The following is a 22,897-nucleotide window of genomic DNA, read 5'->3' on the forward strand; positions in this document are numbered from 1 at the left end:
TTATAACTTTCTACGGATTAATGTAGTAGAGTCTGTATGACGACCGTGATCACTTCACAGCCCCAAACTGATACCAGTGCGCTTCAAGCCCAGCTCCAGTTATTGCAACAAGAGAACGCCCGATTAAAGTTAATTAATCAGTTTGCAATTGATTTGCATGAGTTGACGGGCGCGGATGATATTCTTAATTATGCTGCAAAGCACGTGGTGGCAGGTTTAGGTTTTGTCGATTGTGCTATTTTTATACTGGCTGCTGATGGAGAAACATTGGTACGTAAGGCTGCATCCGGCACTCGTGACTTACCCTCACATTTAGGCATTGCTGAACTGAAAGTTGGGGACGGATTAGTTGGGCATGCTGCCAATATAAAACAATCAGTGCTGGTTTCTGATACCAGAAATGACCCACATTACATGGCTGATTTAGTGCCAAGTTTATCGGAACTGGTTGTGCCTATTCTGGATGGTAAAGAGCTGCTTGGTGTCATTGACTGCGAACACTCTCATGCAAACTATTTCAGCACAGAACATCAGCATATATTGGAAGTCGTGGCTTCTATTCTGGCCAGTAAACTTCGCAAATCGCAGATGCTGGACACTCTTGAATCCTCAGTCAGTAAACTTGAATATGCCGAGCGACTGCAAAAGGCTTTGTATGAAATTGCCTCTTTCTCCTATTTTGCCAACGATTTCTCCAGTTTCTACAAGCGACTCCATCAAATTGTTAATTCGCTGATTTATGCCCCTAATTTCTTTATTGCGCTGTTTGACGAGGAAACGCAGACCTTGCAGTTTCCGTACTTTGCCGATACTGAAGATGAAATGGATCCGAACCAGGTGTATGGCAGTGATTTATTAAAGCACAGCCTGACAGGTCATGTATTTCGCTCCAATGAACCTTTGTTGATTATGCGCAAAGATATAGCCGCATTTGAGCTGGCGTATGATGTGAATGCTTATGGTGCTGAGCCGGAGTCATGGTTGGGGGTGCCTTTTCAATCCAGCGACACAGTGCGTGGTGTGGTGGTGGTGCAAAGCTATATTGCCCATATCCAATACAGCGAACGAGATCTTGAATTGATGATTTTTGTCTCTCAGCATATTTCTAATGCACTGGAGCGGGTATTTTCCGAAAAACGTTTGCAGCATCAGGCTTTGCATGATGCTTTGACTGCTTTACCAAATCGCAGTTTATTAATGGACAGAATAGGTCAGGCTTTTAAGCGCATGCAGCGTTTCCCTGCGAATCATTTAGCTGTAATGTATCTGGATCTCGATCGTTTTAAAACAGTCAATGATACGCTGGGCCATCAGGTGGGGGACGCCTTTCTGGTGCAGGTCGGACGCGTGCTTAAACTCTGTATGCGACAGACGGATACGCTGGCTCGTTTAGGCGGTGATGAGTTTGCTGTAGTGCTGGAAGATGTTGCAGGTCTTACGGATGTGACTGATGTCGCTCAGCGCATTATTCAGGCGTTGCAACAGCCTGTGCTGGTCGGTGAGCATATGCTGTTGACTTCCTGCAGTATTGGCATAGCACTGGCAAGTTCGGTGGATCAGTTGCAATCAGCGGATGAGCTGATTCGTCGTGCTGATATAGCTATGTATCAGGCGAAACAAGATGGACGTGGAGTCTATCGTATTTACTCCTCTGATATGAAAGTACAGGAAAGTCATGAGTTCAGATTAGGTCTGGAAATTAAAGCTGCTCTGGCGAAACAACATTTTATGCTGTATTACCAGCCTATTATTAGTCTGGAGACTGACGACACCTTAGGTTTTGAAGCGCTTATTCGCTGGACGCATCAAAGCCGCGGAGTGATAAGACCCGACGAATTTATTCCTTACGCTGAAAAAAACGGCCTGATAGGTTTAATTGACCATTATGTGCTCAAACAGAGTATTGAGCAGATCCGTGTCTGGCGACATGATTACAGCATACCGTTTTATGTCAGTGTCAATGTATCAGGCCTGGCATTTTCTGAACCTGACTTTGCATCAGCCGTGATCCGAACATTGGCAGAAGCGCAGGTGCCAGCGGCTTATCTTGCGATAGAAATTACAGAGCGGGCACTGATTGAAAATATTGAGCAGGCTCGTTTGTGCTTAAAGCAGTTACGCCAACATGGTGTGAAGGTGCTACTGGATGACTTTGGTACCGGCTATTCCAGTTTAAGTTATCTGAATGAATTTAAACTGGATGTGCTGAAAATTGATCGTTCTTTTATCGCCAATATGAGACCGCGGATCCAAGATAATCCGGTGGTCAATACGGTGATAGCTCTGGCAAAGACATTGAATTTAAAGGTTGTGGCTGAGGGGATAGAGACCAGTTTACAACGACAATTGCTAAAAGAATTAGGCTGTGACGCCGGACAAGGCTATTGGTTTGCTAAGGCTTTGCCAGCCGCAGATGCCATCAAATGGCTACGTTAAACACTTCGTACTTAAAGCGGCAGCGTTGTTGGCTGCGCTACTCGCCCCAGTCACATAGGACAACTATGCTCCTGGGGTCTCGCTCACTTGCCGCCTAGCTGCAACTTCAATTACTTTGTGTTTGGTTTAGGCGGATTGCCTCTGCTTCGATGACGATTTTGCCTGCTTTATATAAAGCGCCGATGGCTTGTTTGAACATCTTTTTGCTGACACCAAACTCACCGTAAATTTGTTCCGGCGTGCTTTTATCTGATATCGGCAAGCTGCCACCTTTATGTTTTAAGCGCTCTAAAATCACATCGGTAAAAGCCTGAGTTTTTTGATAACCAGGTTTATCCAGCAGTAAATCTATACGTAAATCGTCCCGTACTTTCTGCACATAGGCTGTGCCTTTGTAACCGATACGCAGTGGTTTAAAGACCTGATTTTTATACAATAAGCCCCAGTGTTGATGATCGACCACTACTTTGTAGCCCAGATCGGTTTGTGAGGCGACATAAAACTGTACTTCATCGCCTGGTTGGTAGTCCGGCGTGTCTTTGCCTATGTATCTGTCCAGCTTAGCTGAGGCGACGATGCGGTTACTTTTATCGACATAACAGTACACCAGATAATATTTATCCAGCTGCATCGGGATTTGTTGTTCGCTAAAAGGAACCAGCAGATCTTTTTTCAGACCCCAGTTTAAAAAAGCCCCCACTTTAGTGACTGCCACAGCTTTAAGTTGTGCTACTTGTCCGACCATCACATAAGGTTTTTCTGTAGTGGCGATCAGCTGATCTTCAGAGTCCAGATACAAAAATACTTCGAGTACAGTGCCGACTTCTGCGCCTGAAGGAACATAACGTTTAGGCAATAAGATATCACCCCAGCTTAAGCCATCGAGGTACACACCAAATTCGACCTGTTTTTTTACCGCCAGTTTGTTTAGTTTGCCTAAAGCGAGTTGGGTCATGTGATTACTCCGTGGCCAGCAGAGCTGGGTTTGACTGTTGAATAAACTCTAGTTGGAGCTGTACGCTCTGGGCTGCGTTGCCAAACCAGATCTGGCCTTCATTAATAGTGCATTGTAATTGCATAGTGCGGTCGCATAATTTAGCCAGCTCTGCGGTGTCTGCCGGCGAAACCGCCACTATCGTCAGATTTTTTAACTGACTCAGCGCTTTTTGCTCCGAGCTGTACCATTTATCGACTGCAGTCCCACCATAAGCCAGTAGTAACAGCTGTTCTGTTTTATGGCTGGCACGACGTAAACGTTTTTCTTCTGGTAACCCCAGTTCAATCCAGAGCTGATAATCGCCTGTCAGATTTTGACGATATAAGGCCGCTTCATCGTCATCTGAAATACCTTTACCAAAGGTTAAATTCTCATCGGCACACAAAGCAAAAGCCAACAGACGTAACATCATACGCTCTGTGGTCTCAGAAGGATGCTGGGCAAGCGTCAGCTGATAGTCCTGATAATGATGGCGCGACATATCTGCCACAGCCAGGCTTGCTTTAAAAATGGTTGCCTTTAAGGCCATAACAAATCCGCAGTACAAATCAAAAGGGCGCTAGTGTACCTTGTTCGATGGAATAATGCAGCTTGTGTGAATGCACTCAAGCCTGCAGTTGATGATGCTGTTTCTGACGCAATGCGATACGGCTCCAGGCTTTCTCATGAAAAAAGTAAGCGATGGTATTGATTGCTGGTTCTATGGTTGCCACTAAACCACCCACCAGCAAATCACCAGTGAGTAGATAAGTGACGCTAAAAGCGACGGTAAAATGTAATAGGGCAAACGTCATAGTTTTTAGCATGGTAAAGCTCCGGGGGCAGAATTTTTAGTGAGCTTAGCCGGTCATGCTCTGGGTCGAAAACGAATTAATCCAATCGTTGCTATCGTTTTTTATGCACAACCGATCCTGAAGTTCTATGCAACCGTATTATGTGAGCGAACAGGAGCATAAAATGAATTCACTAGAAGTTTTTTATGATGGTGGTTGCCCTTTGTGCCGGCGCGAGATTAACTACTTTCGTGCACTCAAAAGTAGGGTTCCTATTATCTGGCTGGATCTCACGGATTTAAATGCAGCTCTGCCAGCGGAGCTGGACAGATGCAGCGCACTTGCGCGTATGCACGTGCGGGTCAACGGTCAAATCTATTACAAAGGCGCTGCCGCTTTTGCTATGCTTTGGTCACAATTTGCCTATTGGCGTATGCTTGGACTCTTACTTAAAGTACCGCCCGTCACCTGGTGTGCTGACAGGCTGTATAGCTTCTTTTTGAAAATACGACCGCGTTTGCAGCAGTGGGCTCAACCAAAGGAGAAACCCTGATGGGGTTAGATTGTCGGGAACTCTTGGATGTCAAAGAGTATGAGTTTTTGTTGAACTGGTTTATGCGTCAACAAAAGCAGCATCAGTTGGCACAACTGGAAGAACCCTATAGTTACGATGGTTATTCTGTGTATGATCAGAAAGTTAATCAATTGATTGCCGAAGCTGCAATTGCTTTTGTGGAAACCTTTCAGCGTGAAGCTCCGCCGTTGGTTTTTACTAACTTGTTTCATCTGGCGGAGCTGGAATTGCAGGGTAAGCGAGACCGGTTAATCAAAGCGCCAAAAAGTGTGCAATAGCGACAATAAAAAAACCACCTTGCGGTGGTTTTTTTTAACAAGATCAGCTTACTGCTGTTGCACCCGTTTTAATGCGTCGGTCAGTTGCGGAATATCCAGCTTCTCATTCAGCGGTACTAAGGTACCAGCTGACCAGACTCCATAACTGCCATCATCACGAACCAGGATCATCTTATCTTTTTTAAAACTCACCATCTGGTGAGGTAATAAATTCAGCTTTGGATAAACCGAAGGCTTAAACCAGTTATCACCAGGCCAGTTACTATGACAGCCAAGTTGAGCCAACAGCGTGGGGATCAGATCCAGATGTTGGGTGACTGTATTGGATATTATTCTATTTAACTCAGGCCAGTTACTATAGAGCTGAGCTGGAGCCAAATCAAACTGAGATTCTGCTGCTTGTGTGGTCAGCACAACTGTATTTTGTTGTGCATCTAACAGGGCTAATTCTGCTGCAAGATCACGACTGAATTTTACTTTTACCCTCGCCGCCGAGTTTTCCGTTAAAGATAACCAGGGCAGTAATTTTTGAAACTCAGCATCACTGGCACTGATACTAAAGTTGCCAGCAGGGAGCTGATCCATCCAGGCCGGGGCCTGTTGCAAGACACTGATCATGTCTTTATTGAGCTGCATACTGCCATAGACTAAGTTCAGTAATGCACTTTGAGTCTCTACCGGGGCAAAGTGTTGCTGGTGCGCTTTAAATTGTTTCTGCTCCAAAAGTGCGACATCAGCCGCAGATAAAGCCGATAAAATCAATACAGTGACAGGTTGTGATTGTTGACTGACACATTGCAGAGCTTCAGGTTCACGCCAGTTGGTGGGGCGTTGTAACTGTTCAGCTTTGCTTTCTTTTAAGCGGGATAAATCCAGTACATTGTACTTGGCCAAAAAGGTATTGGCTGTTGCAGGATAAGTAAAAGGTAATACATTGTCTTGTTTGAGCACATCCAGCTCCAGCTGTGCATCGGCCCAGATATGCAGAGTATGGCTGGCGACAAAGCAGCCTAAAAACAAATAAAGTGCGGGCTGGCCGACGCCTGAAGCCTGAAGTCGTGGCACTTTCTTCCAGCAAAAGTTACTCAATACCAACTCGATGACCAGCAGTAAGGCCGCCACTACAGAGGTGATCAAAATAAAATTGCGCAGGTTGGTTACTACTTGTTGGCGCAGTAAATCAATAGTCTGCTCACTGGATGCACTGCCAATATGGTAACCAAGCGCCTGGTAAACGTAGGCATCAAAGATCAGCACAACCAGACCAAAGGTAGCTAAAACGGCGGCTATCCCCCGCACATGACGTTGGTATGGAAAAATCAGTGTGACAGGAAATATAGTCAGAATAAAAAATAAAAAACATAAAAAGGCGGTATGACCCAGCCAATTGGTCAACAGATACACCCAGCCTGCAAAGCTTTGTGGCGCGGGTTCAGCCCACCAGTAGGCTGCTGTGATCACCAGCGCCAGCAGGATATTAAAAAAAGTAAACCAATGACCCCAATTCAGCAGGCGGTTTACTTTGTTGACCAATGACAGGTTTTGTTCCAGCACCATAAAGTTATTGTTTCTTGCTGTTAACGGCGTCTTTTAACGCCTGACCAAACTGGGTCGCAACATCCAGACGTTGTGCAGCGGGCACACTGGTATTAATGATATGACTGATGGTATTGCCTAAACACATCAGGCTCAGTTCTGTGGTCGCGTTTTCGTCGCGTAACTGCTCCAGCAGAGTGTTGACGATCTTTTCAATTTGGTCGGTCGAATACTTTGATACAATAGGCATGAAGGTCTCTGCTCGAAATAAAATGGAACGGCGGGGAATACTAGCAGAATTAGCTCAGAACAGGAAAATATATGTCCGTTGATGTGTTGCATCTGGCAATAAATTTTATCGAAAGTACGGAAAGTGAGCAGTTGCAGGCGCAGTTTCGTCAGGAATTAGTACCGGTATCTCAATCGGTAGCGCATTTAATTGAACAATTGCACCTGGCCTACAACGGCAAACCTGCCAAAGGTTATGCCACTTTTTCTGATGATTTACAGGACAGAATGGCATTACCTTTAGCGCAGTGGCAAGCACAGGAACGTAGTTTTTTGCAACTGGCGGAACAAGCCACCAGTCAGCTGGTGGTGCAACTGGTGCAGCATCAAATTCAGGAAACCGGTTATTTTATGCTCTGTCATTACCGTTATCTGGCAACAGAGTACGTGCTGGTGACTTTATTGGGTAGCAAAGATCACTTTAGTGTGACACCAGACTTATTACTTTCTACCGATCAGCATCTGGACATTGCCCGAATGCAACTGGCCGCTCGTATCGATTTAACGGAATACCAAACCAGCCCGGAGCAGAACAAATATATTTCTTTTATTCGTGGCCGGGCGGGGCGCAAAGTCGCCGATTTTTTCCTCGATTTCTTAGGCTGTGCCGAAGGAGTGGTTGCGAAAGAACAAAGCAAAGTGGTACTGGCTTCTGTTGAAGAGTATTTGTCAGCCTCTGATTATGATGCCAGCGAAAAGTCTGCAGTGCGCAAGCAAGTCTATGAGTACTGCGAAGAGCAAAGCAAACAAGGCTTGGATGTACACCTACAGGAACTTTCAGCCACTATCGACAGCAGCGACGCCCGGGCTTTCACTGACTACTGTGCAGAGCAGAATATTGAAGTTCCGGAGCAGTTCCCTGTGGATGTCAAAGAGTTAAAAACTTTGGTGAAGTTTTCAGGCACCGGTGGTGGGGTCAGTATCAGCTTTGAACAAAAGCATTTGGGCGAACGTATCCGCTACGATATGGACAAAGATCTGCTGATTATTCAGGGCGTACCACCGAACTTAAAGGATCAGTTGCAACGTTTCTTAAAAGGCTTTTCCAGCTTTGATCACAAAAGTTAAGCCTTAGTCGCCGCCACTGCCACCGCTATCAGAGCTACCCTCCGATGAACTGTGGTGGTGGTCGGTGTCCACTTGTTTTATCCGGCTGCCATCCGTGCCGCTGCCTGCCACTATAGTTCCGGTCACACCACCTTCAGCGGTTTTTTTCTGTCGGATTTCTCTTTTAGGTTTTTCCTGCTGAAGTTTTTTATTGCGGCGTATCAGCCACAAATTTGCCAGTACAAGGCCGAAAATAATAAGAAGAGTCCACCAAAGCGTCGTCGTCATTTTTTACTCCTTACAAATATTGCACACATAACGCTGATAAATCAGTGGTATATACTCAAGCAGCAGCGCTTTATCCGGTAATTCACTTTGAGCTATCGCATCAGTCAGCATGGTCTGATCAAAGTTGTTTAAGTAGTGTTCTGCCAAAGGACGGTAACTTAAATGCCAGGCTTCTTTGCCACCCCACCTTGATCTCGTTGATAAGGCCGAAAGAAGCCAAAGCGTGCAGCACGTTGCTGTAACCACTGGTCCAACGCATAAAAAGGCCCGCCTTGTTGATACTCTGCATCCAGTAACTGCACCTGATAATCGGTTGTCACAGCGGCTTTGTCAAAAACATCCAGATCGGTGCCCCAATGATGGCGGCTGGCACCGGGCAAAGCAGAATAGAGTAAAATCGCCTCAATTTTTGCGAAACCATCTAACGGACTGATATCGATTTGCTGTTGCGCTTTGTTGTAGACAGGGCGCTGGCCTGTGTATTTTGCTGTCCAAATCCGGGCCTGCTGGGCAAAAGAGCGATACGACGAGACTAAAGCTAATTCGATTCCATCGTCTGTAGCGGCCTGTTGCATCCGCTGATAAGCGGCTTTGACCTCTGGCAATAAGCGATGGCGCTGCTCCAGCTCCACCAGTGCCGAATCATCAAAACCTGTCAGTAGCTTCGCTAAGCTCATTTGGCGACCAGTTGCTGCAAAATATGTTGGTACATATCAGCTAAGGGCTCTAAATCCGCCACGGCTACGCATTCGTTGATTTTATGAATGGTGCCATTGCAAGGTCCTAACTCCAGCACCTGAGCGCCTGTCGGAGCAATAAAACGGCCATCTGATGTACCGCCCGTGGTTTCCAGTGAGGGCGCATAACCTTTAACCTGTTGTACCGCACTTACAGCCGCCGCCACCAGTTCTCCACTGTCAGTCAGAAACGGCAGACCGTTGAGGATCCAGTCGATGCTGTAGTTCAATCCATGTTTTTCTAAAATAGCCAGTACCCGCTGTTGCAGTTGCTCTGCTGTCACTTCGGTGCTGTAACGGAAGTTGAACGTCAGCTGCACATCTCCTGGTACTACGTTAGTAGCGCCAGTGCCTGCATGAATATTAGAGATCTGAAAGCTGGTAGCAGGGAAAAATGCGTTGCCTTGATCCCAGACGGTGTTGGCTAATTCGGCTAGCGCAGGCGCAGCCTTGTGAATTGGATTGTCCACCAGATGTGGGTAAGCCACATGACCCTGAACCCCTTTGACGGTCAGATAACCTGTTAAAGAACCACGGCGGCCATTTTTAATCACATCACCTAAACTCTGGGTACTGGAGGCTCGCCCACTAAACACCACTTGATTTTTTCCTGACGGCTTTCCAGCACTTCAATCACACGTTTGGTGCCATTAATAAAAGGACCTTCCTCGTCGCTGGTAATCAAAAAAGCAATATCACCAGTAAGCTCAGGATTGGTCGCTAAAAAACGCTCTGTGGCGACGACCATAGCGGCCAGACTGCCTTTCATATCGGCAGTACCACGGCCATAGAGCATGCCATCGCGAATTTCTGGTTCAAAAGGTGGGCTGGTCCATTGCTCCAGTGGACCTGTCGGCACCACATCGGTATGACCGGCAAAACAAAACAAAGGTTTACCCTGACCCCGACGGGCCCATAAATTTAATGTATCTTCAAAAAACATCGACTCAATAGTAAAACCCAAAGCTTCCAGACGCTTAGCCATCAACTGCTGGCAGCCAGCATCTTCAGGGGTAACCGACTGGCGGCTGATTAAATCTTTAGTCAGGTCGAGTACTGCTGTGCTCATGCGGAAATTCCAAATAATGTCTGATACTGTTGTTCTGAAAAACCAAGGTGATAACTGCCATTGTGTTCCAGCACTGGCCGTTTAATAAGTGCAGGTTGCGCCAGCATCAGTTGCATGGCTTTTTCTGCCGTCATGTCTTGTTTGTCTGCATCTGGCAAGGCTCTGTAGGTAGTGCCTTTGGTATTTAGCAATTGTTGCCACTGAAGCTGCTGCATAAAATCTGCTAAGAGTTCAGCGCTGATACCGTCCTGACGATAGTCAATATACTGATGGGGCAGTTGCTGCTGTTCAAGCCACTTACGGGCTTTTTTAATAGTGTCACAATTTTTGATGCCATAAATGCGGGTCATATAGCTATAGATCCTAAGCGCTTACCAATTGAATAGCCAACAAGTCATCTTGTAGCGCCTGATGATAACCTGTTCGGCAGTGAATACTCTGAATTTTTGGGTGAGGGACTACACGTAAAAATAAGCCAAAGCTCTGGCGTGGTTGACTTAGTAACGCCTTATCGTAATGCAATAGCGCTTGCCCTGCCTGCACATTGGCCTGTTCGCTGACCAGCCAATGAAAACCTACACCATGTTTATGCTGGCAATACAGCGGAAAATCCAGCGCCAGTTTAAGTCCACTTGAATGCGTAAATAGCAGATGCTGGCCTGTCTGGTTTTTCCGATGAAACTGACCGCTAAAAGGGCTGTATAAGGTAGTGCCTCTTAATTCAAGCCAAAGTCCATCGCCCTGCAGTCCTGATGCTATCAACGCGTCGCTGCTGGCTATACGGTTATGACTAAATGCGTCAACTGGACTTCTGATCCGTAGTTTTAACTGCGGATCCAGACTGGTATGCCAGTGCAACAGACTAAAAGGACTGAACATGAGCGAAATACATTAAAAAGGATGTAGTCGGATAGTAGCGAAAAAAATACAATTTGGCGAAGATTTCCTGCTAAAGGTAAATCCTCTGTCTTTCCCGATTCTTTCGGCGATCGCAGAACTTATCCAACGTCGTACAATCCAATGAAATAGTATTTTTTCGTGAGTTGACCATAAAAGTGTCATGAAAAGCTGATAAGTCGTGGTCAGTTTTGATGACAAAACGATGAGAGCCTTATGTTTTCTTTGGTGTGGTTGTCCACAGATTCTGTGGATAACTTTGTGCGTTGTTCTGTTTAAGTTGCTTAAGTTTTTGATATTTAAATCAAAAAACTAATGGCACAAAATTTGTTTAGTTTGCTCATTCGTAAATAGTTGTGCAAAGACGGGAAACTGATAGTTTTCATCTTCAATCTGAACGTTTCACCGTAAAACTTTTGAGCTCACTTGGTTTGAAACAGGCGGGCTATTGTAGGATTTTTAGTCTGTGTTTAAGAATATTTTCTACGCTCTGAGATTTTCGCTTTAGTTTCTGCCAAAGCTGGACGATAGTTGATGCAGGGGGTAGACTCCGACAGAACGACTTTGTCGTTAATGCACTAAAAATGAAGAGGAGTGCCTACGATGTCAGCTATGTTTTCGACACTCAAAGCTGGGCTGCAGTACAGCCGTGACTGGCCTGTAGTACCTCAATTAAATGCAGTTTTTCCAGAAAATAAAATCATCAGGATGACGGTTTTTGCACAAAAGACTCTGCCTGTGGTGGCGGTAGTCGGTGCTTTGGTGCAGTTCAATCAACTGGGTACAGACCAGTTGCCACTTATTTTGACCATGATGTTGTTTATTTTGTCTATGCCGTTTCAAGGCTGGTATTGGCTGGGAAAACGAGCCCAGACTGAATTGCCTCCGGGTCTGAGTAGCTGGTATGGCGAAATTAGACAGAAAATGCAGGCTCAGGGGCTACAAACCCAAAACCCTCAGCACAAACTGCGTTATGCAGATTTAGCCTTGTTGCTCAAACAAGCCTTTGGCCAACTCGATAAGACTTTTCTGCGCGACTGGCTCTGAGTCAGTCGTCAGCTGTTTCCCCTTACTATTTCAAGTTACTGCTTGATTGGCTCAGAGCAGTTTACTCTTTTTGACTCCAGCCAACTCCAATGACTTTGGGCATGTTATTTATCGGATAAGTAAATCCGTTGATAAAAGGTATACACCCACTGGGGTTTATAAATCACCAGCAAGGTCATCGCCATGCCATTGAGCAAGGCCTCCGGCAAAGCGGCCAGTGGGATAAAAATCAGATACCCCTGATACAACTGCTCTGTGCTGTAATGATCCGCATGGATCCATGCTTGTAACAGCATATAGACCATCAAACCTAAGGCGCTGTTTAAAAACGCACAGACAAATAAATACACAAATAAATGCCGTTGCAGATAATGAAAACAAAGCAGGTATATCAGGTAGTTCAGTGCAAGCACCAACCAGCCACAAGCCAGAGTCCATAGCCACTGTTCAAGAGGTCGATCACTCATCAGCCATTGCAGCGCTATCACTAATACAAAAAGCAAAGCGCTTATACGCAGACCAAAAACCAGCACTAAGCTGGTAAGTGCCAAAAAATGGATAGACAGTGCATCCAGCACTGTTGCATTGGTTTGCCAAAGCAAAGCCAACGCACAGACACTGGCCCCAGCCACAGGCCAGGGGACAGCTTTTTGCTGCAGTTCTTGCCAGAAGCTGCGGTTGAGCACCAACGCAGCTATCAGTAGCAGACAAAACGCTGCCAGCATCAGCTTAACTTAAATCAAAAGTCGACCAGACAGGGGCATGGTCTGAAGGGCGTTCCAAAGCACGCAGCTCATAATCCACATCACTTTCTGTACATAAAGCGGCTAGCGGTGCGGTTGCCATCACAACATCAATCCGCAGTCCTCTGTTGTCATCAAAACCTTTGGAACGGTAGTCAAACCAGCTGTATTTCTCTGTCGCGTCCGGGTGCAAAGCCCGAAACGTATCGATGAGGCCCCAGCCTTTTAATGTCGCCAGCATAGCGCGCTCTTCAGGTAAAAATGAACATTTACCCTCTTTCAACCAACGTTTAGCATTGGCTTCCCCTATGCCGATATCCAGATCTTCTGGGGATATGTTGATATCACCAATCACTGCCACGTAATCCTCAGGGCTATGGTGATTCACTAAATACTGCTGTAAGTCAGCGTAAAACTTTTGTTTGGCCGGGAATTTAGTGTCGTGACTACGGTTTTCACCTTGCGGAAAATAGCCATTTAATAAGGTCAGGGTTTTACCATTTTCAAGGGCAAAAGTACCAATCAGCATACGGCGCTGTGCATCAGGGGCGTCTGTTGGAAAACCATACAACATCGACAACGCCGGTTTTTTACTCAGAATAGCTACACCGTAATGACCTTTTTGACCAAAGTAATACAAGTGATAGCCAAACTTCTGCATTTCCTCCAGCGGGAATTCATCATCATGAACTTTAATTTCCTGCAAACCGACAAAATCGGGAGAATGTTTAGCCAATAAAGCTTCGATTTGGTGTGGTCTGGCACGTAAGCCATTTATATTAAAAGAGATAATTTTCATGATGATTCTTTGGTCCAACTAAGAGTTAAAGCGTTTGAGCCGTATACTAGCATTTTGTCAGCCTTGGCGTGAACAGCTGCTTGCTCAGTCCACTGACAAACTTTAAGCTAGAGCTTTATCTTGACGAGTCTGATGTTGTGAGTTCTGAGTTACCTGCCTATCAATTAAAGTTTTCTGCTAAAAGGCGCAGCATTCAACTGAAAATTCAAGCTGGACAGCTATGGGTCAGTGCGCCTACAGGCTGTGATCTGCAGTTTATTCAGCAGCTTATCCGACAGAAAAAAACGTGGATAGAGAAGCACTTGGAACAACAGCAGCAACCGCTTGCTGCAGGCTGGTTGGAGCAATTAAAAATTCCTTTATTTGAAGATACCTTAGAGCTGAAAATAGTACAGGATTCGGTCAACCAGTTCAGTCTGGATGGAGACTGTTTATGGCTGCAGCTCTCCAGCCGTAACAAAGCGCAAAGTCAGTCAAAGTGGATAGAAAAGCTGGTGACAGAGTTTTATCTGCAGCAGGCTCAGTCCTGGTTTGAACAGCAAGTCCGGTTCGAACAACAACGTATGGTACTTCAAAGCAGTGCAGTGCGTGTTTGTAATTTTAAAGCCAAGTGGGGCAGTTGTGACTCTGCTGGGGTACTGAGCTTCAACTGGCGCTTATTGATGGCACCTCAGTGGGTTGCTCGTTACGTCGTTGTGCACGAGCTGGCGCATCTGGTGCATATGAACCACAGTAAAAACTTCTGGACTTTAGTCGCCAGATTTAACAGTGATGCGGCCAAAGCCCGGCTCTGGTTAAAACAAAACCAGCACTGGATGAAGCTATAAATTCTTGGGGTTTTGTTGTTTTTTCAGGGGTAAAAAAAAGAAAGCCGGTCACAGGACCGGCAAAGTTTACTTCTTGGGAGAATGGAAACATGATTCATGGTGTAAGACTGCTCGTTGCTGAAAAAATTCCATTTTATTGCTGTTTTTTTTGATCTGTGCACTTTGCTTTGCATTTTGTCCCTAGCAAAGTCTTGTGTGCTCTTCCCAGTACAGCCTGTTTTCTGTTTTAATTCGCCGCAACTCACTTTTCCTGTGAGCCGGATCAACAATAAATTGGCCACTCAGAGCCACTATTCTTTTTTCAGGACAACAGCATGACGAACCCTCTGCGTATACAACAGCTGATGAAGCTGGTGGATTTAACCCGTTTAAATGATCAGGATGATGCTGCGGCTATGCAGCAATGGCTGGAACAGGATCTGGCGGGGGCTGCCGTCTTACCTGCTGCTGTATGTGTGTACCCACAGTATCTGACTCAGGTCAAAGATTTCTGCAGAAAACCAGTACGCGATAAAGCTGGCGACAGTGGTGAATTTTCCCTCTGGAGCTTTACCTTTATCACAGGTTTTGGACCAAATTAAAGCGGCTTTGATAGCGGGAGCAGATGAAATTGACTGTGTATTGCCTTATCAGGCGTTATTGTCCGGACAAACACAGCTGGTCCGTGAGTTTTTAGCCGCAGTGCGTCAGGCGACGACTGGTGTGTGTCTGAAAATTATTATTGAATCAGGTGAGTTGGTGACCTGTCAGCAAATCAGTAAAGCAACAGAGTTGGTGGTCGGATCCGGTGCTGACTTTGTCAAAACCTCTACTGGTAAAGTCAAAGTGGGTGTAACAGAAGAAGCTGCACGTATTATGCTTGCAGTGATTGCGGCCTCTGAGCGACCTGTGGGTTTTAAAGCTTCAGGTGGTGTACGTTCAGTGGAATTCGCGTTAAAGCTGATCAGTCTGTTTGAGGAATTGACGGGTGAAGTGGCCACAGCCCAGTTGATGCGTTTGGGAGCCAGTGCTTTGCTCAATGATTTAAGTCAGCAACTGGACTACTAAAGAGCTGCCCATTTGCAGCCGCCAAAATGCGTTTTAGCGGCTGTAGCGTTTTTCTTCTTTGAGTTTATTAAACTGTTGCAATAATTCCTGATGCCGCACTTTATGGTGTTCGGGCAGCGGCATATTGTCGACCACCCGGAAGGTCTTGCGGCATTTCTCAACCAACTCTAAAGGTTTTTTTCGTTTCGGATCGGCCATCATTTGTATCGCTGTTTGTATGAAGTTCAATGCACTACCTGTATTCATTGGAGCGACTTCAAGTGCTTGCTCAAAACAGAGCAACGCTTGCTCGTAATTGCTTTCCTTGTAGAACTGAATACCTTGCTTATTTAATTCATTAAAGCTCGCTTGACGGCTCAAAGAGCGGTTTTGCTGCTCACTAAATAGCTTTTGTAGTATTGGGTCTATGGCTCCATTCACTTTATTCAGATTTTGAGTCAGTGCAGATGCCTGTTCAAACTCACCGATTTGGTTTAGCAACAACACTGCGTCTGCTGCACAATGAGGAATAGGTGGTATTTCGTCTGGATTATCTGGATCGATTTGAGGGGCCATTTGCGCAGCTACCCGATCCGACACTGTGGCGTAGGTTTTTTTAGCTAAATACTGCTGGCCACTTAAAGATTCCAAACGTGCCTGGCATAAGGTTTCAAACAATTCAAAGTCAAAGTCACGAATCACAGTATCTTCCCGCTTGGCCCTGTGAATCGCCAACAAGGCTTCCTGTTGGTATTTATTACGCTGATTCAAGTCTTCGGAGCGTGAGGCTGCATCTATCACTGTACGAATGTAATTCAGTAAATGCACCACTTCCTGACGAGCCGCACGACGGGTAATTTCGTAGATTTGTTTACTGGCTTGCACCAGACTGGCCACATCATCCATATCCCGGGCTATGTCCATTAGCAAGTTTTGCCTGCTGATAGAAAATGGAGAAATAACAATGGCTTGTGATATCACTTCCATAGCTTCAGCCATCAAGCCCTGAGCGAGCAGATTACGTGCTTTGAGGTCAAAAGCTTCAGCAAAATACCTGTTGGTGTCTATAGCTTCATTACACAGCTCAAGACTTTCCTCAAAACGCCCTTGTTCAAAACATAAACGCGCCTGAAGTAATAAAGCCCAGTTGGTACGACTGAATGATAAGGTCTCAGAGAGCAAGACTTCGGCTTCATCGTATTGTTTGAGTTTTAAATGAGTTTCAGCCTGAATACGACCACATAATGAATGATAACGACCAGCTTGTTCACGTTCTTGTTTACAGGCTTCGATCACCAGTTCAGGTTGATCATCAAACATGGCCTGATAAATCGGCGCCAGCTGTTTCTTTCGGTTTTGAATTTTAACCAGACGGGTGCGTAAGACACTCTGTGAAAAAGGTTTGATTATGTAGTCATCAGGTTCTGCTTCTATTGCACCTACAACCATAGGGACCTGATTTTCACCTGTCACTATCATATAAACAGCAGCTGGATGAAGCAGTTTTTTCTCGCGTAAATCTTCCAGTAACTGACGACCGTTTTTTCCTGAACCTAAGTTGTAATCGACGAACAACACGTCGTAAGAGCCATGCATACATTTCCACAAGGCCTGCTCACCTGTCATTACAAAGGCGATATTAGTGGCACCCATCGAATACAGTATGCCTTTGAGCAATAACTGGAAGGGACGTTGGTCATCAACAATAAGGACTCGAAGATTTTCGAGAGTTTTGTACGACATTCAGCAAACCTATCGATTCAATTATCGCAAGTGTTGATAATATGTTGGATTTTAGCAAGGAAAATTTAGCGACTTGTTCTGGAACTTTAAAGCAGGAAGAGAATGGTGGAGGGGGAAGGATTCGAACCTTCGAAGGCAGTGCCGGCAGATTTACAGTCTGATCCCTTTGGCCACTCGGGAACCCCTCCACAAGTGTGGTGCGCATCTTATCAAAAAACATTTTTATGTAAAGGAAATTACTCAACTTTTTTGTCTGACTGCCGATAAAGCAAGCAATGGGATGTTTTTGTGCAGATTTTATGCTGATTAATGAGTGGCAAACCGGAGTCCGGTTAAACGAGGCGATACAACAACACAGACTGAGTGATTTTTCACTCTGGCTGGCATTTCTATCGCCTGCAGTGGAAGAGTTTGCGCAGTTTTATACGCCTGATACACAAAGCGCCAGATTTCAACCTGATCTTTATCAGCAACTGGGCATACAACAAGCGCGGCCTTTTGCATTTTTACCTGAAGATGAAGTGCATTTAAAACAACAAGCCATAGCTTTTCAGCAAGGTGGTGCTGTCGCTTTGCATTTAATGCAGTGCTTACAAGGGGCGCCTTTGGTGATGGAAGACAATAAACAGAAACTGCCGGATGAGGTGAAATCTGGTTTAAGTTTGCATGCAAGACGTCACTTGGTTCAGCAAAAACCAGAGATGATGGTATCTGATCCTACCGCTTTGTATGAGATTTTAAATCAGCTGCATGCCTGATAAGGTTTGGTTACCTTTAATGCTGACATTTTTTAAATTTAAGGCCACTGCCGCAAGGGCAGGTGTCATTACGGGATATCCGAGTGGCAGGATGTTCTGTTAATACACCACTGCTGTACATCCAATGGCCTTGCTCCAGCTCAAAATCGGACACTTCATCCAATAATTCCAGCTTATCGCCGACCAGATAAGAGGCTATAAAGTGAACCTGGCTTGCACTGAGCCTGGTATCGTCGATGATCTTCAAACCGACAAAATGCACAGCTTGAGCGAAGCTGGCAATATCAGCCAGATTGTGTTCAGAGCGAGCCTTTGAATGATAAGTCTGCAGAATGTAGTGGTAACACTGCGGATTTTTATCATGATGGCAATAGGCGCTGTAACGAGACCGCATCAGTTGTTGTGGGTTTTGTGCAAAGGTCTGACCACAGATCAGTGGCTCACAACAGGTTGCAAAGGTTTTACCTGAACCGCAATAACATAAAGATGACAATACGCCTGCCAATTGAATACTCACTCTGCTTTTCATGCTTCAATGAAAACTTCATTACAAAGCTTCCAAAAAACCATCAACAAAAACCTTAATCAGGCCCTAGTGTAAGCAAAATGACAGTCAGGGCCAAGCCAGTTGTATCTTTAGCTGGCTTTAGGCCTGAATTAGTGACTTACCGCAATACGTGTATTGGTGGTCTGGGCTTGCACTGCATCGCTGCTTAACTGATAAAAGCTAGTTTGATGTTGCTCGGCCAGTTGCTGATAATGCTGCAGTGAGCTTTCACTGAACTGATCCTGCCAGACAACCACAGCGCTACAGGTGCTGCTGCTTAACGCATCGCTTAGTACTGTATGGATATTGCTGATTTGTTTTTGCTGGATCACCAGTACTTTGGACATGTCTACATCAAAGCCTGTGAAGGTAGATTTGTCCGGTAGCTGGTTAGGTGCCAATAACAGCACCCAGCCTGATTGTTGTTGGTGCTGCTGAATAATAAATAGCAATTCAGGCAATGCCAATTGGCCTGCTGTGATCTGCAATTTTTGATAAAACGCGGTTTGACCGCTTTTATGCTGTAATTGGTTTTGGCCCAGTGAAGGTAGGTATGAACTGCTTTATTTAAATTCAACATGGCGATGCTCCAATACTGTTTGCATGTACAGTGTATGGATATACAGTAGTTTTCTGTTGTTTAAAAAGCAAGCTCTTTTTTCAAAGTTTTTGGCTGTTTTTTACTCTTTATTCAAAGGCGATTTTTTACTTACTGTTTTGTAAGGTTATTTTTTCAAAACGTTCAGCAGCTAATTGTTGAGCTTGCTGTTGATCCAGAACTGTTAAGTGTTTACGCAGTACTGTACATGCCTGTTGTGCTGTACTGTCCTGCTGCAACTCAGCCAGAATAAACCAGCTGTACGCGAACACGGCCGACTTTGGAACTCCTGCTCCTTTTAAGTAGCAGTGAGCCAACTGCACCTGAGAGGGCAAATGACCCAGATAAGCCGCGCGGCAGAACAATGTGGCGCTTTGGTGCAAATCTTGTTGTTCGGCAGATGTCAGAGCTCTCTGATACAGGTGTTCAGCATCGGTGGGAAGCTGTGTTTTGTTTGGTAACGCTGTCGTATCATTTTGTGGCAAATAGGATAAAACACTACCAGGAGACTGCAACAAAACCTGTAATAACTGCTGATGTTCTTTTAGTTTGGTGTCCACTTCAGCCAAAGTTAAGTCATCCATACCGGTAAACTCTGGATTTATAAGTTGTGTTGTCGTCATAAATAAAACATCCGATCCCAAAAAAGCGCGCTATTAGACCCAAGCTGTCACTCAGGGTCAAGTGAATGAAGCTGCTTTGTATTGTCATCTGTCAGATTTCTGACAATAACCACAAGCAGGTGCCCTATTGTTGATTACCCCTGCGAAAACTGCGCCATGTTATTCGTGAGGTGATATCGTCAGCGTATATCGTCATATCAATGTCACACAGCTTTCTTACACTTCGCCTATAAACAAGGGGTGGGTGAGCGCAGTACCATGTGGACAGATGAAAGTTACAGGCAAGAACTGGTCAGTATTTTACAGCAGCGCAAGTTGCAGCCGCTGTTTCAGCCTGTACTGGATTTTAACAGCGGTCTTATACAAGGTTACGAAGCGCTGATCCGTGGCCCATCCGACAGTCCGCTGCACTCTCCTTTGGTGTTATTTAAAGTGGCGCATCAGTGTCAGTTATTAGCTGAACTGGAAATGTTATGCCGCGAACTGAGTATCGCTGCTTTTGCCGCCGCTGGTGTGCAGGGCGATTTGTATCTCAATGTTAATCCTTTGCTGTTGTTGTCCAATGATCACCCCTCTGGTTTAACTCTGGCTTTGTTAGAGAAGTACCAGTTAAACCCAAGCCGGGTCGTGATTGAGTTATCAGAGCAGTATCAGGTGGATGATTCCACCGTATTAATTAACGCGGTGCATCATTACCGCGAACTGGGTTTTCGTATTGCCATTGATGATTTAGGCAGTGGTTTTTCTGGTTTAAAGCTTTGGTCTGAACTCAAACCCGACCTGATTAAAATTGATCGCTACTTTATTAGCCAGGTGCATGCCGACCCGACCAAAAAAGAGTTTGTCCGCAGTATTATTGCCTTAGCAAAAAGTACAGGCTCAGCTGTGGTGGCTGAGGGGATTGAAACTCGTGAAGAATTGCTGCTTTGTCAGGAGCTGGGCGCCGATTATGGCCAGGGTTATTTATTGGGTCGTCCCAATGCGGTGATGAGCTCTGTAGTCACTGGCAGTTACCAGCTCAATCCTAATCAGGGCAGTACACCGCTTAACTCAACAGAGCAGGTAGGGGCCTTATTATTATCAGTGCCTGCGGTGTCCAGTATCACTACTGTGGCGCAGCTGTTTGATGTATTTAGCAAAAATCCACAGTGGTCAAGCCTTGCAATAGTAGAAGACGACCAGCCTGTGGGGATAGTGCAAAAGTCGGTGTTGTTTGAACTATTCTCCAGTCCTTATGGCCGGGCTTTGTATGAAAAGAAACCTGTGAAAGCGCTGATGGATCAGGAGGTGGTGATCGTAGATGAACACTGCAGTTTAGATCAGCTCAGTCAGCAGGTTACGGATCAGGACGATGAGGGCAGTTGGTATTTTATTGTCACCCGTGAGCAAAAGTATCTGGGGTTAGGCTCAGTGCGGGCTTTATTGAAACGTATCACCGAAAGCAAATTACAAAATGCGCGTTACGCCAACCCCCTGACTTTATTGCCCGGCAACGTGCCTATCTATCGCGAAATTGACGGTTTATTACAACGGCGCAAAAGCTTTCATATCGCTTATTTTGATTTAAATGACTTTAAACCCTACAACGATACCTACGGCTACAGCAAAGGTGATTTAGTTATTCAGTTGGTGGCAGAGTTACTCACCAGCATTGCGGGCGCTGACGGACATTTTGTTGGTCATGTCGGTGGTGATGATTTTGTCGTGATTTTCACCAACGAAAACTGGCAAGAGTTATGTCAGCAGGTGCTGAATGAGTTTGCCGAGCGGGTGCTGTTTTATTACGAGAGCGTTCATGTGCGTTCTGGAGGGATCAGCAGTCAAAATCGCAGCGGCGAGCAGGTGTTTTATCCTTTACTCAGTCTGGCGGTTGGGGTAGTGTCACCGGATCCAAGGTTATGTGTCTGTCACCATGATGTGGCCGCTTTAGCCAGTGATGCCAAAACTCAGGCGAAAAAACCGCAGGGCAACTTTTTGTTTGTCTCACGTCGGCGTGGGCCTGGTCAGAACCAGATCATCAACGAGATGACTGGCTAGACCAATTCAACCCGCCTGCTGAGGTACACTGCACCACTTTGATAGTCGTCAGGATGGGGATCCATGTTTTTACAGCAGTTTATTAGTGAACAGAACAACCAAGTCAGTTTTAGCCGCCAGCAGGCCTGCCGTTTTGCCAAGGAAGTGGCTACAGATTTTAACCCTATCCACGACGCCGACAGCAAAAGATTCTGTGTGCCAGGTGATTTGTTGTTTGCGCATATGGTCAGCAAACACGGCTTAGCGCAGAAGTTACATTGTACCTTCGCCGGTATGGTCAGTTCAGACGTGCTGTTGCACTCAGAGCAGCAGGGGGATGAATGGCGCTTGTGTGATCAGCAGAACAAAAATTATCTGATCTTGCGCCAGCAGGGTGAGATCTATCACAATTTGGCCTATATCGAGTCGTTAGTGAAAGATTATGTCCGTTTTTCTGGCCAAAATTTCCCACATATTCTGCAGCCGTTAATGAAGCAGCATCAGGTGATGATTAATGCGCAGCGTCCTTTGGTCATTTACGAGAGTATGACGCTGGAGTTCGACCGTTTTTCTGCGACCTCACCTCAATTGCGTTTAGCTCATAATGACTTAACTGTCGAAGGTAAACGTGGTTTAGCTCGTTTAGGTTTTGAATTGGTTGAAAACGGTGAAGTGATAGGCCGTGGCGAAAAACGTATGATTTTAAGCAGTCTGCAGCCTTACGAAGAAACTGTGATGCAGCAAATGATCGATTTTTACAACGAGCGTAAAACTCAGTTTCAGCACGCAGTTTAAGCCCGTGTTCTGGCGCAGCGCTCTTGGATTGCAGCTGCGCTTCTGCTAAGGTGCCGCCAATTAAACTCTAGTTGTTGAGGTTGCTAATGTATTACATGATTTGTTCGGAAGATGTGCCAAACAGCCTGGCGCTGCGTAAGCAGGTACGTGAACAGCATTTAGCCCGTTTGCAGGAATTAAAGGCTCAGGATCGGTTGTTAATTGCAGGCCCTCTGCCTGCTGTTGATTTGGAAGACCCGGCTGAAGCAGGTTTTACCGGCTCTTTAGTCGTCGCGCTGTTTGATTCGTTAGAACAGGCCAAAGCCTGGCTGCAGCAGACCCTTACATTGCTGCGGGTGTGTACGCCAATTCTGTGGTGAAGCCGTTTAAAAAGGTGTTGCCGTAATTTTTTTAGCCGGATAACTCCTGAAAAATCCCCGACTTGGTTCGGGGATTTTTTATCTTTGTTTTATAGG

At 45.6% G+C, this 22,897-nt stretch carries 27 protein-coding genes, 1 tRNA gene and 2 pseudogenes; 12 read left to right on the forward strand and 18 right to left on the reverse strand.

Translation table 11 applies throughout. From position 1 onward, the window contains the following. Positions 1-36 precede the first annotated feature (36 nt). Positions 37-2,436 (forward strand): EAL domain-containing protein, encoded by a 2,400-nt coding sequence (locus tag WH43_RS11770; RefSeq protein ID WP_053424803.1) that lies wholly within the window; start codon positions 37-39, stop codon positions 2,434-2,436. Between the two features lie 106 nt (positions 2,437-2,542). Here WH43_RS11770 and WH43_RS11775 read toward each other — a convergent pair whose 3' ends face one another. The 3 genes from WH43_RS11775 to WH43_RS11785 all read right to left on the reverse strand — a co-directional run bounded on the left by WH43_RS11775 (position 2,543) and on the right by WH43_RS11785 (position 4,239). Continuing rightward, the gene (locus WH43_RS11775) at positions 2,543-3,391 is read right to left on the reverse strand and encodes a CvfB family protein (RefSeq protein WP_053424804.1); all 849 of its coding nucleotides are present in this window, start codon (positions 3,389-3,391) and stop codon (positions 2,543-2,545) included. Positions 3,392-3,395: 4 nt separating this feature from the next. After that, complete coding sequence (locus WH43_RS11780) at positions 3,396-3,962, reverse strand: YaeQ family protein (protein ID WP_053424805.1); 567 nt, start codon at positions 3,960-3,962, stop codon at positions 3,396-3,398. A 76-nt stretch (positions 3,963-4,038) separates the two neighbouring features. Beyond that, positions 4,039-4,239, reverse strand: a complete 201-nt coding sequence (locus tag WH43_RS11785; protein WP_053424806.1) for a DUF2061 domain-containing protein — start codon at positions 4,237-4,239, stop codon at positions 4,039-4,041. Between the two features lie 151 nt (positions 4,240-4,390). Here WH43_RS11785 and WH43_RS11790 point away from each other — a divergent pair, with 151 nt between their 5' ends. Both WH43_RS11790 and WH43_RS11795 read left to right on the forward strand, forming a co-directional pair. Next, positions 4,391-4,759, forward strand: a complete 369-nt coding sequence (locus WH43_RS11790) for a thiol-disulfide oxidoreductase DCC family protein (protein WP_053424807.1) — start codon at positions 4,391-4,393, stop codon at positions 4,757-4,759. Further along, positions 4,759-5,058, forward strand: coding sequence for a hypothetical protein (locus tag WH43_RS11795; RefSeq protein WP_053424808.1), 300 nt, complete (start codon positions 4,759-4,761; stop codon positions 5,056-5,058). The genes WH43_RS11790 and WH43_RS11795 overlap by 1 nt, the downstream gene beginning before the upstream one ends. A 48-nt stretch (positions 5,059-5,106) precedes the next feature. Here the strand turns inward: WH43_RS11795 and WH43_RS11800 are convergent, their stop codons facing one another. Next, complete coding sequence (locus WH43_RS11800; RefSeq protein ID WP_053424809.1) at positions 5,107-6,615, reverse strand: DUF3413 domain-containing protein; 1,509 nt, start codon at positions 6,613-6,615, stop codon at positions 5,107-5,109. A gap of 4 nt (positions 6,616-6,619) precedes the next feature. Beyond that, the gene (locus WH43_RS11805; protein ID WP_053424810.1) at positions 6,620-6,844 is read right to left on the reverse strand and encodes a YejL family protein; all 225 of its coding nucleotides are present in this window, start codon (positions 6,842-6,844) and stop codon (positions 6,620-6,622) included. A gap of 71 nt (positions 6,845-6,915) precedes the next feature. Between WH43_RS11805 and yejK the strand changes: the two genes are divergently transcribed. Further along, on the forward strand, positions 6,916-7,950 hold the full coding sequence (gene yejK, locus WH43_RS11810; protein WP_053424811.1) for a nucleoid-associated protein YejK: 1,035 nt from the start codon (positions 6,916-6,918) through the stop codon (positions 7,948-7,950). Positions 7,951-7,953: 3 nt separating this feature from the next. Here the strand turns inward: yejK and WH43_RS11815 are convergent, their stop codons facing one another. The 6 genes and pseudogenes from WH43_RS11815 to WH43_RS11835 all read right to left on the reverse strand — a co-directional run bounded on the left by WH43_RS11815 (position 7,954) and on the right by WH43_RS11835 (position 10,902). After that, the gene (locus WH43_RS11815) at positions 7,954-8,217 is read right to left on the reverse strand and encodes a hypothetical protein (RefSeq protein WP_053424812.1); all 264 of its coding nucleotides are present in this window, start codon (positions 8,215-8,217) and stop codon (positions 7,954-7,956) included. A 3-nt stretch (positions 8,218-8,220) separates the two neighbouring features. Next, positions 8,221-8,364, reverse strand: a complete 144-nt coding sequence (locus WH43_RS20690) for a hypothetical protein (protein WP_286049698.1) — start codon at positions 8,362-8,364, stop codon at positions 8,221-8,223. An 11-nt stretch (positions 8,365-8,375) separates the two neighbouring features. Then, the gene (locus WH43_RS11820; RefSeq protein ID WP_286049699.1) at positions 8,376-8,894 is read right to left on the reverse strand and encodes a M15 family metallopeptidase; all 519 of its coding nucleotides are present in this window, start codon (positions 8,892-8,894) and stop codon (positions 8,376-8,378) included. Further along, positions 8,891-10,023, reverse strand: a pseudogene (gene dapE / locus WH43_RS11825) (succinyl-diaminopimelate desuccinylase). Before dapE ends, WH43_RS11820 begins: the two are co-directional and overlap by 4 nt. Beyond that, positions 10,020-10,373 (reverse strand): ArsC family reductase, encoded by a 354-nt coding sequence (locus tag WH43_RS11830; RefSeq protein ID WP_053424813.1) that lies wholly within the window; start codon positions 10,371-10,373, stop codon positions 10,020-10,022. Before WH43_RS11830 ends, dapE begins: the two are co-directional and overlap by 4 nt. Before the next feature lie 13 nt (positions 10,374-10,386). Next, on the reverse strand, positions 10,387-10,902 hold the full coding sequence (locus WH43_RS11835; protein WP_053424814.1) for a PTS glucose transporter subunit IIA: 516 nt from the start codon (positions 10,900-10,902) through the stop codon (positions 10,387-10,389). 621 nt (positions 10,903-11,523) lie between these two features. Here WH43_RS11835 and yfbV point away from each other — a divergent pair. Further along, a complete protein-coding gene (gene yfbV / locus WH43_RS11840; RefSeq protein ID WP_053424815.1) occupies positions 11,524-11,967 on the forward strand; it encodes a terminus macrodomain insulation protein YfbV in 444 nt (147 codons plus the stop codon). A gap of 104 nt (positions 11,968-12,071) precedes the next feature. Here yfbV and WH43_RS11845 read toward each other — a convergent pair whose 3' ends face one another. Together WH43_RS11845 and xthA are read right to left on the reverse strand one after the other, a co-directional pair. Next, positions 12,072-12,692 carry an energy-coupling factor ABC transporter permease gene (locus WH43_RS11845; RefSeq protein WP_053424816.1) on the reverse strand — a complete coding sequence of 207 codons (621 nt, stop codon included), beginning with the start codon at positions 12,690-12,692 and terminating at the stop codon, positions 12,072-12,074. 4 nt (positions 12,693-12,696) lie between these two features. Beyond that, positions 12,697-13,509 carry an exodeoxyribonuclease III gene (xthA, locus tag WH43_RS11850; protein WP_053424817.1) on the reverse strand — a complete coding sequence of 271 codons (813 nt, stop codon included), beginning with the start codon at positions 13,507-13,509 and terminating at the stop codon, positions 12,697-12,699. A gap of 137 nt (positions 13,510-13,646) precedes the next feature. Here xthA and WH43_RS11855 point away from each other — a divergent pair, with 137 nt between their 5' ends. The 3 genes from WH43_RS11855 to deoC all read left to right on the forward strand — a co-directional run bounded on the left by WH43_RS11855 (position 13,647) and on the right by deoC (position 15,383). Next, positions 13,647-14,336: a M48 family metallopeptidase gene (locus WH43_RS11855; RefSeq protein WP_286049700.1), complete on the forward strand. Its 690-nt coding sequence runs from the start codon at positions 13,647-13,649 to the stop codon at positions 14,334-14,336. Positions 14,337-14,650: 314 nt separating this feature from the next. Beyond that, positions 14,651-14,917 (forward strand): hypothetical protein, encoded by a 267-nt coding sequence (locus tag WH43_RS20695; protein ID WP_286049701.1) that lies wholly within the window; start codon positions 14,651-14,653, stop codon positions 14,915-14,917. Beyond that, positions 14,865-15,383, forward strand: a complete 519-nt coding sequence (deoC, locus tag WH43_RS11860) for a deoxyribose-phosphate aldolase (RefSeq protein WP_286049702.1) — start codon at positions 14,865-14,867, stop codon at positions 15,381-15,383. Before WH43_RS20695 ends, deoC begins: the two co-directional genes overlap by 53 nt. A gap of 33 nt (positions 15,384-15,416) precedes the next feature. Here deoC and WH43_RS11865 read toward each other — a convergent pair whose 3' ends face one another. Together WH43_RS11865 and WH43_RS11870 are read right to left on the reverse strand one after the other, a co-directional pair. Next, positions 15,417-17,105: a tetratricopeptide repeat-containing response regulator gene (locus WH43_RS11865; RefSeq protein ID WP_053424819.1), complete on the reverse strand. Its 1,689-nt coding sequence runs from the start codon at positions 17,103-17,105 to the stop codon at positions 15,417-15,419. 103 nt (positions 17,106-17,208) lie between these two features. Beyond that, positions 17,209-17,293 (reverse strand) — tRNA-Tyr (locus WH43_RS11870). A 111-nt stretch (positions 17,294-17,404) separates the two neighbouring features. Between WH43_RS11870 and WH43_RS11875 the strand changes: the two genes are divergently transcribed. Then, positions 17,405-17,863, forward strand: coding sequence for a VC2046/SO_2500 family protein (locus WH43_RS11875; RefSeq protein ID WP_082335763.1), 459 nt, complete (start codon positions 17,405-17,407; stop codon positions 17,861-17,863). 16 nt (positions 17,864-17,879) lie between these two features. On the opposite strand, the gene WH43_RS11880 is transcribed toward WH43_RS11875, so the two are convergent. The 3 genes from WH43_RS11880 to WH43_RS11890 all read right to left on the reverse strand — a co-directional run bounded on the left by WH43_RS11880 (position 17,880) and on the right by WH43_RS11890 (position 19,631). Beyond that, a complete protein-coding gene (locus WH43_RS11880) occupies positions 17,880-18,380 on the reverse strand; it encodes a YchJ family protein (protein WP_286049704.1) in 501 nt (166 codons plus the stop codon). A 140-nt stretch (positions 18,381-18,520) separates the two neighbouring features. Continuing rightward, on the reverse strand, positions 18,521-18,877 hold the full coding sequence (locus WH43_RS11885) for a SulA-like leucine-rich domain-containing protein (RefSeq protein ID WP_286049705.1): 357 nt from the start codon (positions 18,875-18,877) through the stop codon (positions 18,521-18,523). Positions 18,878-19,115: 238 nt separating this feature from the next. Beyond that, on the reverse strand, positions 19,116-19,631 hold the full coding sequence (locus WH43_RS11890) for a tetratricopeptide repeat protein (protein ID WP_152342840.1): 516 nt from the start codon (positions 19,629-19,631) through the stop codon (positions 19,116-19,118). Between the two features lie 258 nt (positions 19,632-19,889). Here WH43_RS11890 and WH43_RS11895 point away from each other — a divergent pair, with 258 nt between their 5' ends. The 3 genes and pseudogenes from WH43_RS11895 to WH43_RS11905 all read left to right on the forward strand — a co-directional run bounded on the left by WH43_RS11895 (position 19,890) and on the right by WH43_RS11905 (position 22,827). Further along, positions 19,890-21,668 (forward strand): GGDEF domain-containing protein, encoded by a 1,779-nt coding sequence (locus WH43_RS11895; RefSeq protein ID WP_053424824.1) that lies wholly within the window; start codon positions 19,890-19,892, stop codon positions 21,666-21,668. 63 nt (positions 21,669-21,731) lie between these two features. After that, positions 21,732-22,442, forward strand: a complete 711-nt coding sequence (locus WH43_RS11900; protein ID WP_053424825.1) for a DUF3581 family protein — start codon at positions 21,732-21,734, stop codon at positions 22,440-22,442. A gap of 86 nt (positions 22,443-22,528) precedes the next feature. Next, positions 22,529-22,827, forward strand: a pseudogene (locus WH43_RS11905) (YciI family protein). The last annotated feature ends 70 nt before the right edge of the window (positions 22,828-22,897 follow it).

Origin of the sequence: Rheinheimera sp. KL1 (genome assembly GCF_001275035.1) — a bacterium.
GTDB classification, from domain to species: Bacteria; Pseudomonadota; Gammaproteobacteria; order Enterobacterales; family Alteromonadaceae; genus Pararheinheimera; species Pararheinheimera tangshanensis.